The organism is Rickettsia lanei (assembly GCF_056242675.1).
Genome location: NZ_CP172233.1, coordinates 876,777 through 891,747, shown reverse-complemented (window position 1 = coordinate 891,747; position 14,971 = coordinate 876,777). Strand labels below are relative to the sequence as shown.

Sequence of the window (14,971 nt, the reverse complement as noted above, 5' to 3'; positions counted from 1 at the left end):
ATCTCACTTATAATTATTTAAATATTAATGATAGATTAAATTAATTTCTAGATGTTTTTACTATATTTATAATCAAAACTTTAAAACAGTATAGCAAGTCATACTGGTTCTGAGCTATTACCTAAAATTTCTATTGATTCTATTGTGTCATTATGCGATTGACTATGCATTACTAAAGCTAAAATATTTGAAGATGCTAAATTGCTAATATAAACACCTTGTACATCATTTAATACATAATCAACCACTAATAATTTAGCATCCGCAGAAGTTCCATATAATGACATTTTTGCCTCAAATAATTTTTTAAATGTATCTAATTCAAGTAATTCTTCACATACAGCATGTTCTTTAATATCTCTACTTACAAATAAACTCATTATGCTTCGTGCTAAACTATTTTTAATATACAAGCCTTTTAAGCATTCAATAAAATGTTCAAAAAAATTTAGTTCTTCAAAAGGAATGTTGAAATCAGGTAATAATTCTTGATATAATTTTTTCTGTAATTCCTTTTTTTCAATTAGTTCTTCAAAAGGAATGTTGAGATCAGTGAACAATTCTTGATATAATTTTTTCTGCAATGCCTCATCCTCAAATTTTTTCAAATAGAAATTATCAATTAATAGCTTGTAAAGCTTAAGTATCACACTAGGAAAATTAATTTTCAAAGTTCCTTTTTTATCAATTTCTACAGTAAACCTGTTTTCTTTTGCTTCTAAATATATTAGATCTCGAAATATACTATCCTCTTTTGTTCTACGAAGTAAAAAAGCTGTATCTTTAGAATCAACTAAATCTAAAGCATGTTTCATTATTGTTGCATTAAGCTCATGTAACATATTGTTAGATATCACCTCTGCTGCATCTGCTAGAAAAGATTTTTTATCATCTATTTTTAATTTCCTTAAATTTTCTAGAACTTCTAAAGTTATTTCACCTTGTTGAATTTTTTTAAGTAACTCATAATAGTTGCTAAATTTTACTTCTTGATTTTTACATCCTAACCCGGCATAAACATTGCATCCTGATTCTTGCTTTTGAGCTAATCCAGTATATTCTTTTTCAATTTCTCTAGGTTTACTAATACAAGAGTTCATAATGTCTTTTAGCTTCATATAATTTATTCCTTACATTTAATAAGGAATATTATATTTAGTTAAGAAATATTAACAAGTACTTTATAGAAGATTAATATAAATTAATTTTTATTAAGAGGATGATGCAACAATGCTTTTTTGAGATGATTAGTTTGAAGATGAGTATATATTTGGGTAGTAGATATATCAGCGTGACCAAGCAGCTCTTGAATTACTCTTAAGTCTGCTCCGCCCTCAAGCAAATGACTTGCAAAACTGTGACGTAATATATGCGGAGAAATATACTCAGGGTTAAGTCCTGCATAAAAGGCAGCAGATTTTAACAGAATAGCAAAATTTTGCCTAGTCATATAACCCGCTAAAGCTGATGAAGGAAATAAATAAATTAGATTTCTTGGTTTAGCTTTATTCACAAAAACACCTCTAATTGCAAGATATTTAGCAATACTGATAACTGCCTGTTCATTTATTACTATGACTCTTTCCTTATTACCTTTACCAAGTACCGAAAATATTTTTCTTACTTCTCCTTTAGACGTTTTATTAGTTAGAATATCAGCAAGCTTAAGACTAACAAGCTCCGAGACTCTAAGACCGCTAGCATAAAGCAAATGAATCATAGCATTAAGCCTGATACCTTCAGGAGAATTATCTTGAGAACAATGTTCAAGTAAAGATTTAATTTGAGCTATAGATAATATTTCGGGCAGTTTATTTTGATATTTAGGCAAATCTACGTTAAGAACCGGATTAAACGCGGTATGGTTTTCGCTAATTAAAAATTCATAATAACTTTTTATAGTTGAGATTTTTCTATTGATTGAGCGTGCTTGCAAATCATTACTTGCTAGATACTCAATCCAGTCTCTAATATTCTCAGTAGTAATATTTAATTCGGATAATTTGTGTTTAGCAAGATAATTTTGAAAATCGAATAAGTCACGCTTATAGCTAAGTATAGAATTTTTTGACAATGCTCTCTCGGCTAAAAGCATTTCTAGGAATTGCGCAATAAATCCCATAAGATGTTTTAATTTCTATAATGGAGGCCAGGGTCGGAATCGAACCGACGAATAGAGGATTTGCAGTCCACGGCATTACCACTTTGCTACCCAGCCTAATCAGTGTCATACCACAATCCTATGTTATGCCTGCGCAAGCAGGAATCCATAAACGGATAATTGTATTTTTACTGGATTCCCGCTTTCGCGGGAATGACATAAATACTACCAACATCCATACAAAAAAGCAACTATTTTTATATTAAACTCCTAATCCTTGCAGGATATTTAAACGATTTATCCTTCATACAATTCAAGAACTGGCTAACTGAATCTACTATATCGTCATTTTTAATATGGGGAAAATTCAGTAATTCCTTTAAAATTATGCTTGATTGTTTAGGTATTAGAACACTAGCTGATTGCAATAAAGGCACTACCGAGGCGAATCTTGTAACTTTATCAAAGCTTAGCTTCATCCCTATCACTCTAATATTACCACCTAAATCCTATATCTTGAATCAATTGTTGACCACTTGCTTTATCTTCGATTAATATAAATTTTGGCTGATATTCTCTAGCTAATTTTTCTGTCAAATTCTTAAGCTCAGGATAATTAATTTTTTTCCGTACTAATGATACTAGATAATATTTCTGCATCCCCCATATATTACAAACACTATAATCGGAATCTTCGGAACTCTTAATTGCCGTATCCCAGCTGTGCACAAAATAATCAAATCTTGAATGTAGATTTTCATAAAATCTAATATCTTCCATATTCAGTAACGATGACCTTTGTGCTATCGGTTCTTGTAAATATTGAGCATTATCATTATAGCTACCTATTTCCTGCTCTAATTTCATTAAACAATCAGGAGGTGCTTTAATAGCTGTCTAATAACTTTACCACTAAGATATTGATATTCTTTATTCATTAATTTAAAGGAGTAATCTTGCATGCTAATCGCCGGAATTTTTAAATGATGCCATGAATTGCTATTATTAAGTAGATAACCGGATAAATCATCCGTATGCAGACGCTGCATAACTAAAACTATCGCTCCCTTATTACGATTATTTAGTCTGCTAACAAAAGTTTGCTCAAACCAATCTATAAACTTTCTTACGTATTTTATAAGAATGAATTTGCGTGGGGTTATGAGGATCATCAATAATTAAGATATCACCGCCCTCACCTGTTGCAGATCCTCCAACCGATGTTGCAAATCTAAAGCCATTAGCTGTTGTTAAAAACTTACTTTTTTGATTATGGAGTTTACTAAGGATAGTACTTGAAGTTCTTTATACCAATCAGAATTTAAAATGAACTGACAATCTAGTGAGTGTTTCATGCTAAGTATTTGAGAATAGCTACTATAATCCTTTTGGTAGGATTAACCCCCAATAAATAAGCAGGCCAAGCAACGCTAACACAAATAGATTGTAGTCAGCTCCTTGGCGGTATATTTTTTATTAAACGATTAATATCACCGCTTTGCACGGCATTTAAATAATCGGTAATTATTCTTATATGCTTACTTGGATAATACTCCGCTCCAGGATTAATAGTATTAAATTAATAATAAAACTATAAAAATCCTGTAGTAAAATAGAATTTAAGAGTTCTTTAGAGTGGAGGATATTGTACCTACATCGTCATTGCGAGGAAAAATTGTAAGTTTTGACTAAGCAATCTCAGGCAAGATTCCTGAGATTGCCACGCTCCTTGAAATCGCTTGCAATGACCTTAAAACCTTATCATAAATTATCATTGCCATTAATCCCCTATAGTATATAATTTTGAAAAATAATATATTTATCTATGAAATTACTAAAAATTATTTTTATCATTACTATATGCATTAATTTTCCTATATTCGCAGAAAATTTAGAGTCGGTTACTACAACCGAAGATATTGAAAATGACGTATTTATCCCTCTTGATGAAAATCATCCTATTTTAAATCCAAACGATAATATTAATGATAGTTCTGAGTTTAAAAATTATACAAATGGCAAAATTATTGCTCTCAATAACATTACTGCTACTTCTGAAGAGATAGATTTTAAAGTCGGGGAAGAAAAATATTTCGGTAATATAAAAATCAAATTGCACAAATGTATAAAAAACCTTGATCCATATAATGAAGATAATTATTTGTTGATGACCATAACGGAATATAAAATAGATGAAGATCCTAATGTACTCTTTCAAGGATGGATGATTTCTTCAAGCATTTCACTTTCAACGTTTGAACACCCAATCTACGAAATTTTTGCTAAAGATTGTTTTTAGATGCAATATTTAATTTCAAGTTTAATATTTTTAATTCCAAGCCTTGGGATGCTGGCGGGCTTATCCGCTGCAGCTACTGTTACAATTTTTTTGCTTATATCATTCCTGCAAGATATTAATCGTCATTGCGAGCGACTTAAAGGAGCGTGGCAATCCAGTAACAATGTCATACCGTGGCTTGACCACGGTATCCAAAAAATAAAAAAAGACTTGATCCCACTACAAGCTCACGGGATGACAATGTTATTCACCGCTTGGTGCTTTATATCTTGTTTATTCGCAATTCATCTTATTAATAGCTTAGCTACTTTTACTCAAGTTTTTATACTCTTATTTCTTGGCTTTGCAGTTAGTAATTCTGCTCCTTTTCAAAATCGCTTACAGCTTAAAAAAGCCTTAATATTCGGAATTCTCACAGCAATATTATTATTCTTCATCGAATATTCTTCTAATGGATTTTTAACAAGAATATTCAAAACTAGTTTTGGCTTATATATGCTAGATCGTGGTTGTGCTTTACTTTCAATTACCGCTTGGGTAGCGATTATAATTTTACTTTCTAACGGTAAAAAACGACATACCTTAATACTATATATATTAGTACTTTATTTACTAAGTATTTCCGATAGTTTAGCAAGTTTTTTAGGCTTCGGTATAGGAGGAGTAATATTTATTTTAACAAGATGTATGAAGCCGATATTTTTCAAATTAATCACAATAAGTTTAATTACCGGCTCGTTACTATTTCCTGTGATAGCTAAACAAATAGAACCACAAGATTTATCTGAAAAATATTTAGCTACACAACCTTCCGCTGCTCATCGTTTATTTATTTGGCATTTCGTCGCAAACAAAATCATTGAAAAGCCGATTTTAGGCTATGGCTTAGCTTCTTCTAAATATATCGAAGCTAGTGATAGTGAAATGATCGATTACAATGGAGAAAAATGGCATCCTTTGCCGCTTCATCCTCATAATAATATATTACAAATTACTCTTGAACTCGGTATAATAGGTTTAATATTATTTTTATGCTTAGTTTATAAATATCTCAAACAAATTAGTAATCTCGAAAATAAAAATTTCAAGGCAATTTCCTATGCATGTTTTATAAATTACTATATTATCGGCATGATTTCATATAATATTTGGCAAATATGGTGGATATCAAGCGGTATTTGGGTACTAGTTTTAATGAAGCTACTAGTTAAACCTGATATTGTCATTGATAATTGATGCTATTTGAGGTAAATATAGAGTTAAGTGTCATTAAATCTACGTCATTGCAAACAGCCGTAGGCTGCGTGGCAATCTCATCAAATATCCTGAGACTGCTTCGTCGCATTACTGTGCAATGCTTCTCGCAATGACGGAACAATATAATAAAAAACATATGCTACAAAACTCAGAACTTTTACAAGAATATCTACCGATTGCCATATTTTTCGGTATTGCGGTATTGGTTTCCGGTGTAATAATGATGCTACCTCACCTATTATCGACAAAAAAATATAATAAAGATAAGCTAGAACCTTATGAGTGCGGTTTTGAGCCTTTTAGCGATGCAAGATCAAAATTTGACATATGTTTTTACTTAGTTGCTATTTTATTTATTATCTTTGATCTTGAAATTGCATTTTTAGTGCCTTGGGCTATTAGTCTTAATACGATAGGTCAAATAGGCTTTTTTTCAATGATGTTTTTCTTATTCGTACTTATTATCGGGTTCATATATGAATGGAAGAAAGGAGCTTTAGACTGGTAGTAATATGAAAAATAATTTTTATCAAGAAGACGAATTATTAAGTAATGAGCTTTCTAATAGAGGATTCTTACTCACTAAAGTTGATGACGTTATAGGCTGGGCGAGAGCTAATTCCTTATGGCCTATGACTTTTGGGCTTGCTTGTTGTGCTGTTGAGATGATGCAGGCAGCAGCAAGTAGATATGATATGGATCGCTTCGGTATGTTATTTAGACCCAGTCCAAGACAGTCCGACCTTATGATAGTTGCAGGAACGCTTACTAACAAAATGGCACCAGCTCTACGTAAAGTATATGATCAGATGGCTGAACCTAAATGGGTCCTTTCAATGGGTAGTTGTGCCAATGGCGGCGGCTATTACCACTTTTCCTATTCGGTAGTGCGTGGCTGTGATAGAATCGTACCGGTTGACGTATATGTCCCTGGCTGCCCTCCTACCGCCGAAGCATTAATTTACGGGCTGATGCAGTTACAGAAAAAAATTAAACGCACTACAGGTTTTAAGTATGACGCTAGACAAACTCATTGAAAGACTTGCAGCTAAATCTAGCATTTTAATAACTCCGATCACGGTTAAAGATTACCTAGCTTATACAATCGAGCCGCATTTGTTATTGCCGTTTTTAAAAGCTTTAAAAGAATCGGAAGAATTACGCTTCACTTTACTTACTGATTTATTTGGGGCTGATTTTCCTCAGAATAACGTAGTCAATTCAGTTGGGCTTGGCCACAAGGAGCAAGACGCGAAGCCTATAACTAATAGGAGCACGACGAACGACAATGTAGGCGAGTCCAAATCAATTGACTATAAAAGGTTTGAAGTAGTATATAATTTATTAAGCTTAAAATTAAATAAGCGTCTTATAATAAAAGTATATATATCTGAAAAAGAAACTATACCTTCAGCAATGAATATATTTAGTGCCGCTTGTTGGTATGAGCGTGAAGTTTATGATATGTACGGGGTAAATTTCGAGGGTAATGACGATAAAAGACGCATACTAACCGATTACGAATTTGAGGGGCATCCATTACGTAAAGATTTCCCGTTAACAGGCTATACACAAGTTAAATATGATGAGAAGCTAAAGAAAGTAGCTTATGAACCGGTCGATTTAGACATAGAATATCGTGAGTTTGATTTTAGCTCGCACTGGCATAGCCCGAGTTATGTATTGCCAGGTGATGAGAAGGCAACCAATGTCATTCCTGCGAAAGCAGGAATCCAGAAATAAAATGAATGTCATCCTGTGACTTGATCGCGGGATCCAGAAAAAATACAAAAGACTGGACCCCGTGGTCAAGCGAACGAGGTGACAGTAGGAAAAATACTATGACTAACAACACCAAAACTATAACTCTAAACCTTGGTCCACAGCATCCGGCAACTCACGGAGTTTTAAGGTTAATCCTTGAGATGGACGGGGAAGTAGTAAATAATGCCGACCCTCATATTGGGTTACTTCATCGTGGTACGGAAAAGCTTATTGAGCATAAAACATATTTGCAGGCTATACCATATTTTGATCGTCTTGATTATGTTTCACCGATGTGTCAGGAACATGCATTTGCTTTAGCTGTTGAGTCGTTATTAGAATGCGACGTCCCACGAAGAGCTCAGTTTATCAGGGTATTATTCTCAGAGCTAACAAGAATTTTGAACCATACTTTGAATATTGGCAGCCAAGCTTTAGATATCGGTGCTACTACTCCTTTATTATGGCTCTTTGAAGAGCGAGAAAAGATCATGGAATTTTACGAGCATGTTTCCGGCTCTCGTATGCATTCAAACTACTTTAGACCGGGCGGGGTTGCAGCAGATTTACCCGAAGGTTTACTTGAGGATATAGATAAGTTTATAGAACAGTTTCCTCCTAAACTTCACGATATTGAAAGTCTACTAAATGAAAATAGATTATGGAAACAACGTTTAGTAGATATCGGCGTTGTGTCTCAAAAAGAGGCAATGGACTGGGGGTTTTCAGGACCAATGCTTAGAGGTTCGGGTATAGCTTGGGATTTACGCAAGTCAAACCCTTATGACGTTTACGATGAAATGGACTTTAAAGTACCAATTGGCAAAAACGGTGATTGTTACGACAGATATTTCGTTCGTATGCTTGAAATGTACGAATCAATCAAGATAATCAAGCAATGTATAGAAAAAATGCCGAAAGGTGCAATTAAAACCGATGATCCTAAATTAACACCACCGACAAGAGCCAAAATGAAAGAATCTATGGAAGCAATGATTCATCATTTTAAGCTCTATACAGAAGGATATGACGTCCCAGCCGGCGAGACCTATAAAGCCGTAGAAGCCCCTAAAGGCGAATTTGGTGTATATTTATACTCGCAAGGAGGTAATAGACCTTATAGATGTCGTATTAAAGCACCCGGCTTTGCTCATTTGCAAGGACTAGATTTTATGTCTAAAGGTCATTTAATGGCAGATGTTATTACTATTATTGCAACGCTTGATATAGTATTTGGTGAGATAGATAGGTAATATATTTGTCATGCCGTGGGCTTGTACTTGCGTTGCTCTGTCATTCCTGCGAAAACAGGAATCCATAAAATAAAACTAAAACACACAAAATATATTGGGTATATATATTATGCTCTAATAAGCATGGTACTTTATATATTGGTATTACTAATAATATAATAAGTCGTGCTTATGAACATAAACAAAAAATAATAAAAGGTTTTACCTCAAAATATAATATTATAAAGCTTGTTTATACAGAAGCATTTACTGATATTCAAGAAGCACTTACAAGAAAAAAACTTGAAAAAATGGCAACGTAGTTGGAAAATAGAACTGATAGAAAAAACTAATCCTGAATGGACAGATTTAATTAAATAGTTCTAAGGATTCCTGCTTGCGCAGAAATGACATAAAACTATACCGTAAAAATATATGAATACAAAAATTACAAATTTTACATTTGATAAGAAAAATTTAAATCTAGCAGAAGAGATTATAAAAAAATATCCACCGCATGGAAAAAGAAGTGCAATACTTCCGCTGCTTGATCTAGCACAACGTCAAAACGGCGGCTGGCTACCTGTTCCTGCTATCGAATATGTCGCAAATATGTTAGCAATGCCTTATATACGGGCTTATGAGGTTGCAACATTTTATACTATGTTTAACTTAAAGCGGGTTGGTAAATATCATATCCAAGTATGTACTACCACTCCTTGCTGGCTGAGTGGTAGTGATGATATAATGAAAATTTGCGAAAAGAAATTAGGTGTAAAACTCAAAGAAACTACTGAAGATCAAAAATTTACTTTAAGCGAGATAGAATGTTTGGGAGCATGCGTTAACGCTCCGGTCGTACAGATTAATGACGATTATTATGAAGATCTAACTCAAGAAAAAATGGGGAAAATAATAGACAAGCTTCAAAATGACTAGAATTTTATTATTATTACTTAGATTTTATCAATATTTCATTTCTCCACTACTTGGCAATAATTGCAGGTTTCACCCCACTTGTTCTGAATATGCCAAAGAAGCTATATCAATGCACGGCAGCATAAAAGGCTTGTGGTTTACCTTTAAAAGAATCATCAAATGTCAACCGTTTTGCGACGGCGGATATGATACAGTTCCAATCTCTATAAAAAATTCTAAACCACTTAATAAAAAAATATAAATTATGTTTATTGTAAACCTTAAATATACCTTAGGCTTAGATCTTTCTTCTATTGAAAATTTATTACGCAACATAGAAAATGTTTAGATACATGTTATGATAAAGGACATTTTATTAGGTCCTATACATCCAAGAATTGGTGGTATTATTTTAGCTAATATAGAAAAACTAAGTCAACTTAAAGATATATTAAGAGAAGATCCTTTTTATATAAATAATATAGCTGAATATGCAATTACTAACTTCACTCCTACAAAATGGAATAAGAATTTAAATATTTTTTTCAAAAACATGAATAAACTAATCCCTTTACCTCGTGAATTTTTTGCAAGAGATACTAATGTAGTAAGCACTGAGTTAATCGGTAAAACTCTTTATTTCCAAGGTAAAACAGCTATCATTACTGAAACTGAAAGCTATATAGGGCAGAATGATCCTGCTTGCCATGCAGCAAGAGGGCGGACAAAAAGAACGGATATAATGTTTGGTCCTGCAGGCTTTAGCTATGTCTATTTAATTTACGGAATGTATTATTGTTTAAATTTCGTAACCGAAGCTAAAGGCTTCCCTGCTGCAACCTTAATAAGAGGCGTACATGTTATTTCGCCTGAAAATCTATACCTCAACGGTCCGGGTAAATTATGCAAATATTTAGGAATTAATATTTCTCATAATAAATGCGATCTCATAAATAACAACGAATTTTTTGTCGGCGATATCGGCTTAAAGCTACCCTACTCTACTACTGCTCGTATAGGTATTACTAAAGGCACGGATAAATTATGGCGTTATGTTGTTACAGATATCACTAATTTAATCTCTCAATATAATGTACAGCCTTAATAAGGTCATATTGATTTACGGCAAAAGGACCTCGAAAAGGTTTGTCTAATATAAATAATAACAAAAGCATTGATGATGAAGTGATACAAACTAAACCAACCGAAATCTTATGTAAATAAAGCTTGGTGCCAAGCATACAGACAAAAATTAAATTAATAGCAGTCATTATACATACAACTATCCAATATTGAATATTTAAGGAAAAATAGGACACTTTAATCCTGTTATACCTTACTGTCTAAAGCTCTTTTATCTCTTCAATGATTTACCTGCTTAGTCAATAGCTGCATTTGCTCGCGTGCTTTATAAGCTTGTAGTCTCTTATTAATATCTTGGAGGAAACTAAGAACTTCATGACCGATTTGCTTGCCGTCTTTCATTAATTGCCATTCACGCCGCATTACACCTGTGGTATAATTTTTAATATCTAGATAAATTGTAGGCCTCATGTCATGAGGAAGCTACACTATCTGCAAGCCTCATCAACACTATAGATTCTGCTGCCACCCCACCCCTTCTTGTGCTTTATTAAAATTACCGAGTAAATAAATTAATACAAAACCGGTTGATACCGCATACATACTACCGACTACACCTGATAAACACCCACCAAGACTTCCAAGCTCTTCTTTTTGAAAATTATTAGGAATAATGTATTTTGTTAAATATAAACATCCCACACAAAAACTCATCAAAACAATATTTATTATGATGAATAAAACAATATTAGGAACGGTATAGATAAAGTCAATTATATGATTACATAGGTATTATTAACCATGTCCTGCTGAATATTTATGTAATATACTAGAAATAAGAGTTTGATAAGGTAATCCCTCATAAGCAGCTTTTTGTTTTATTCTCATTAAATCACTACTAGAAATACGAATATTTATGCGAGTATCTTTTTTTAAATAATTAGCTGCTGCCACTTGTGATATATGTTTCTCTTGTTCAAAATTTTTAATTCTTTGCCATTCATCATTTTCAAAAGACTCCAGCAATGCGTTTTCTTCAGCATCTAGTATTATATTTGATATATTCTCTTTATTTCTCATGACTTTTCCTATTTTTAGATATTCCTGAGTAGCTTTGTGACGTGGAATAATAGTCTTTAAAAAAATTGTTCTATCAACTTCACTAATAAAAGGCACTAAATAGGCGTATTCATTAAATTTAACTATATACATTTTTTGCTCTGAATATTTATTAGGATTTGGATGTTCTATTATATCCAATAAACAATTACTTTCTATAACTGATATTATTTCTTCAAAACTTACCTTGCGCTCACTTATTAACTTATAATTTTTTTCAGCAGAAAAGCTATAATTACATTTCTTTGTCATCTTATGATATTAGTACAATGTATGCTTTATGTCAACACTACACTTCCATCTCTTCTAAGACCACTGTAGAATCAGCAAGTTTAGTAATTTTTTCAATTTTTAACCGAGCTTCTTTTAGTTTTTTCTCACAATGATTCTTAAGTAAAATACCTCTTTCAAAGCTATTAACTGCCGTCTCTAGACTCTCTTGTCCGTTATCTATTTTTTTAACAATTTCCTCAAGCTCTTTTAAAGCTTCTTCAAAGCTAATATTTGCTTCTAAAGTTTTAGTATTAGTCATTTATTTTTATGTTTAATGGTTATCTGTAGTAATTGTGTCTTCAGTTGTTTGGGGTATAAGTAATTGTTTTAGCTCACTACTATCAAAAGTTTTCTTAGGAGCAAAAATACTCCCTTGCATTTTTATATTAAGATGTGCCAAGCTATCTTTATCAGAACTTGTATTTGAGGTATTTAACTTAACAAGCCTTGCCGGCACGTAAAATGATAAAATACTAGATGCATCCATATCAAAATTATATATATTAACTGCAAAAGAGGCCGCACCACTACTATATTGTGTTGCAAATTTTACTTTCTTTAAAAGGGCAATACCTTTTTGTAGTTCAATATCACCGCTTATACCTCTAATATTTTCTTGTCCTGTGGTTATAGCACTATTTATATCTTTATCTAAATTTTGTACCTTATAATCAGCTGTATCAATTTTTTCTATAAAAGCATCAATTGCAAAATTATTAACATCTATATTGTTTATAGCAAATTGTGATTTTGTAGTAAGGTTATATAGCTGGCTTTGAAGAGTGTTACCGTTAGTTCCTAAACTACCGCTGATACTTATTTTTCCACCACTTGTAGTAAATATTTTAGGCATAAGAGCTGACACTTTGTTTAAATCTATTGTATTTAAAGCATATACGAAATTTATAGCATAAGGTTCTAATAAAATATTGCCGTTACCTTGAAGCTTACCACCTAATAATTCTGCTTCAATATTATTAAATTGTAATAAATTATTATTATTTGCTACATAAAATTTAACATTTTTCAATATTAAATCATTTTGTAATAATGTCGACAATGTACCGGCAACTTGTAAGGTAGCTTTATCTAAACTATAATCATTTATTAATTTATTTCTTAAATTAAGCATTCCTGCCGGTGATAATAAATCAGTAGTAAGATTACCGTCCTTAATTTCTACGGTCAAAGACGGTAATACACTCGATGCATCTAAGTTCCAGCTAGTTGATAAATAGCTGTTAGCAGTTTTAAAATCTAAATTACTAATTTTTATATTAGCTGGTACGATTTTAGCAAGCAAATTCATTTTGTCAAATACATGATCGTTATACTTAACGCTATCTATCAGAATATCTAAATTAGCTAAATATCCTATTGTTCTAATAGGGATGAATTTACTTGGATAATCTAGAGCTTTCATATCTTTAGTTAAATTTTTTGTAAATTCGATAAGCGGTGAAATTATTGGATACGTTCTACTGCTTAAGTCAAGCGAAGATATATTAAGCGTAGCGTCTAAACGCGGTGTTTGAGCAATAAATTTACTAGAAAAATTTCCTGATAAATTTAAATTATCTGTTTTGAGTAATAAATTTTTAAAAAATAAATCTATTAAAGTGAGTTTTAAATCCGATGACAAGCTAAAAGGAATAGCTTCTTTAATAGTAACGTCGTTAAATCCTAAAATATTCAGTAACGAATTTATATCGTTGTGCTTTAAATATAGCTGTCCATCGAACATACTTCTAACGGCATTCTGTGTTACATTACCTGTAAGCTTAAATTCTCCACCTGATTTAATATTACCTGAAAATTCATTTATCTTTAAAGTACCCTTTGATAAGTTAGAAGAAAAGACTATTTTTTTTAGTGCTTCATTATTACTTAAAATTATTTCGTTAATTGCCACGTCTGCTTTAAGTAATTTATTGGCAAAAATAAATCTAATATTTGAAGAAGAAGTATTAAATGTTACCTCTGCATTTGGAGAAATTAACGAACTTAAATCTATTTTAGGAAAATCTAGTTTTACATTAGTAGTAATATTATCATTTTTAGCAATGTTAACAAATCCATGACCAATAATAAAAGATGATGCTATTACTATGTCTTTTAGTTCTATTGCATCTTCATTATTTGAAATATTAAATTTAACGTTTACTGCCTCATGTTGATTAAATTTATTAAAAAGATGGTTTAAATCCGGTAATATATTATACATTACCGATGCTAAATTTTTAATCTGATATTCACCACTACCGCTAGTAAGCTTAGAATCTTTGTAAATTTGCGATAACTTAAAACCATAATCATTATTATCAATATTAAGACTAAAATCTACTATATCGTCACGTTTATTAATTGAACCTGAAATTTTACCTATATAGTTACTTGTAGTTTTAAATATGTAATTAGACGATAAAGCATTTTCTTTTTTTAATATACAATTATTAAAATTTAAAATAGAATAATCTTGTTTATTAATAATACTTAGATTAGTAACATTTAGATTTATATTTTGTAATTTATATTTAAAGAAATTCTTTATTAACTCTTCATGATTATAAATATTTAATACATTAGAATGTGAATAAAATTTAGCATCTAATATATCTATTTTATTAATTTTAGGATTAAATTTTATAAGCGACCACAACGAAAAATGAATTTTGATCTGCTCTAAATCTAACTTTCCTTCTTCTCTTATCGTCTCAATAACTAAATAGGACAAAGGAAATTTATGCATCTTTATTTTTCCGATGTTTTCTTTCGCAATTCCTAAATAACTGGTAAAATTATTAGTAACCGAATTATAGTTAACAAACGATAATGCACCAAACATTATAAATAACAATAATGAAAAACAAATTATGACGCCGGCAGCTATTTTTTTTATCATGTCTGTAAAAAAGTTTTTAAATA

At 31.5% G+C, this 14,971-nt stretch carries 17 protein-coding genes, 1 tRNA gene and 2 pseudogenes; 10 read left to right on the top strand and 10 right to left on the bottom strand.

The annotated features are described in order from the left end of the window. Positions 1-98 precede the first annotated feature (98 nt). The 6 genes from ACHBLB_RS05090 to ACHBLB_RS05065 form a co-directional block, all read right to left on the bottom strand. Positions 99-1,118 carry a DUF5410 family protein gene (locus tag ACHBLB_RS05090; protein ID WP_475841047.1) on the bottom strand — a complete coding sequence of 340 codons (1,020 nt, stop codon included), beginning with the start codon at positions 1,116-1,118 and terminating at the stop codon, positions 99-101. Positions 1,119-1,201: 83 nt separating this feature from the next. Then, a complete protein-coding gene (locus ACHBLB_RS05085; RefSeq protein ID WP_475841044.1) occupies positions 1,202-2,122 on the bottom strand; it encodes a site-specific tyrosine recombinase XerD in 921 nt (306 codons plus the stop codon). A gap of 21 nt (positions 2,123-2,143) precedes the next feature. Further along, positions 2,144-2,218 (bottom strand) — tRNA-Cys (locus ACHBLB_RS05080). Between the two features lie 140 nt (positions 2,219-2,358). After that, entirely contained in the window at positions 2,359-2,589 is a 231-nt protein-coding gene (locus ACHBLB_RS05075; protein WP_475841042.1) for a hypothetical protein, read from the bottom strand. A gap of 7 nt (positions 2,590-2,596) precedes the next feature. Further along, entirely contained in the window at positions 2,597-2,968 is a 372-nt protein-coding gene (locus ACHBLB_RS05070) for a phage terminase large subunit family protein (RefSeq protein WP_475841040.1), read from the bottom strand. Next, positions 2,968-3,273: a hypothetical protein gene (locus ACHBLB_RS05065; RefSeq protein ID WP_475841037.1), complete on the bottom strand. Its 306-nt coding sequence runs from the start codon at positions 3,271-3,273 to the stop codon at positions 2,968-2,970. The genes ACHBLB_RS05070 and ACHBLB_RS05065 overlap by 1 nt, the downstream gene beginning before the upstream one ends. A gap of 653 nt (positions 3,274-3,926) precedes the next feature. Here ACHBLB_RS05065 and ACHBLB_RS05060 point away from each other — a divergent pair. The 10 genes and pseudogenes from ACHBLB_RS05060 to ACHBLB_RS05015 all read left to right on the top strand — a co-directional run bounded on the left by ACHBLB_RS05060 (position 3,927) and on the right by ACHBLB_RS05015 (position 10,676). Continuing rightward, positions 3,927-4,400: a DUF2155 domain-containing protein gene (locus tag ACHBLB_RS05060; RefSeq protein ID WP_010977127.1), complete on the top strand. Its 474-nt coding sequence runs from the start codon at positions 3,927-3,929 to the stop codon at positions 4,398-4,400. Continuing rightward, positions 4,401-5,636 (top strand): O-antigen ligase family protein, encoded by a 1,236-nt coding sequence (locus ACHBLB_RS05055; protein WP_475841035.1) that lies wholly within the window; start codon positions 4,401-4,403, stop codon positions 5,634-5,636. A gap of 157 nt (positions 5,637-5,793) precedes the next feature. Beyond that, on the top strand, positions 5,794-6,165 hold the full coding sequence (locus tag ACHBLB_RS05050; protein WP_475841032.1) for an NADH-quinone oxidoreductase subunit A: 372 nt from the start codon (positions 5,794-5,796) through the stop codon (positions 6,163-6,165). Positions 6,166-6,169: 4 nt separating this feature from the next. Beyond that, positions 6,170-6,694, top strand: coding sequence for a NuoB/complex I 20 kDa subunit family protein (locus ACHBLB_RS05045; protein WP_004995988.1), 525 nt, complete (start codon positions 6,170-6,172; stop codon positions 6,692-6,694). Further along, positions 6,672-7,400 carry an NADH-quinone oxidoreductase subunit C gene (locus ACHBLB_RS05040; protein WP_475841030.1) on the top strand — a complete coding sequence of 243 codons (729 nt, stop codon included), beginning with the start codon at positions 6,672-6,674 and terminating at the stop codon, positions 7,398-7,400. Before ACHBLB_RS05045 ends, ACHBLB_RS05040 begins: the two co-directional genes overlap by 23 nt. Before the next feature lie 98 nt (positions 7,401-7,498). Beyond that, positions 7,499-8,674 carry an NADH dehydrogenase (quinone) subunit D gene (nuoD, locus tag ACHBLB_RS05035; RefSeq protein WP_475841028.1) on the top strand — a complete coding sequence of 392 codons (1,176 nt, stop codon included), beginning with the start codon at positions 7,499-7,501 and terminating at the stop codon, positions 8,672-8,674. 89 nt (positions 8,675-8,763) lie between these two features. After that, a pseudogene (locus ACHBLB_RS05030) lies at positions 8,764-9,034 on the top strand (GIY-YIG nuclease family protein). 54 nt (positions 9,035-9,088) lie between these two features. Beyond that, positions 9,089-9,592 (top strand): NADH-quinone oxidoreductase subunit NuoE, encoded by a 504-nt coding sequence (gene nuoE / locus ACHBLB_RS05025; RefSeq protein WP_014363037.1) that lies wholly within the window; start codon positions 9,089-9,091, stop codon positions 9,590-9,592. Next, a complete protein-coding gene (gene yidD / locus ACHBLB_RS05020; protein WP_012262333.1) occupies positions 9,585-9,833 on the top strand; it encodes a membrane protein insertion efficiency factor YidD in 249 nt (82 codons plus the stop codon). The genes nuoE and yidD overlap by 8 nt, the downstream gene beginning before the upstream one ends. A gap of 291 nt (positions 9,834-10,124) precedes the next feature. Beyond that, positions 10,125-10,676: a DNA-3-methyladenine glycosylase gene (locus ACHBLB_RS05015; RefSeq protein ID WP_012150679.1), complete on the top strand. Its 552-nt coding sequence runs from the start codon at positions 10,125-10,127 to the stop codon at positions 10,674-10,676. Here the strand turns inward: ACHBLB_RS05015 and ACHBLB_RS05010 are convergent. The 4 genes and pseudogenes from ACHBLB_RS05010 to ACHBLB_RS04995 form a co-directional block, all read right to left on the bottom strand. Further along, positions 10,642-11,368, bottom strand: a pseudogene (locus ACHBLB_RS05010) (bestrophin-like domain). The gene ACHBLB_RS05015 and the pseudogene ACHBLB_RS05010 sit on opposite strands and share 35 nt — an antisense overlap. An 81-nt stretch (positions 11,369-11,449) precedes the next feature. Then, entirely contained in the window at positions 11,450-12,025 is a 576-nt protein-coding gene (locus tag ACHBLB_RS05005; protein ID WP_014364616.1) for a hypothetical protein, read from the bottom strand. A 37-nt stretch (positions 12,026-12,062) separates the two neighbouring features. Beyond that, positions 12,063-12,305, bottom strand: a complete 243-nt coding sequence (locus ACHBLB_RS05000; protein ID WP_004996011.1) for an exodeoxyribonuclease VII small subunit — start codon at positions 12,303-12,305, stop codon at positions 12,063-12,065. Between the two features lie 12 nt (positions 12,306-12,317). Beyond that, positions 12,318-14,948, bottom strand: a complete 2,631-nt coding sequence (locus ACHBLB_RS04995) for an exodeoxyribonuclease 7 small subunit (protein WP_475841026.1) — start codon at positions 14,946-14,948, stop codon at positions 12,318-12,320. Positions 14,949-14,971 lie beyond the last annotated feature (23 nt).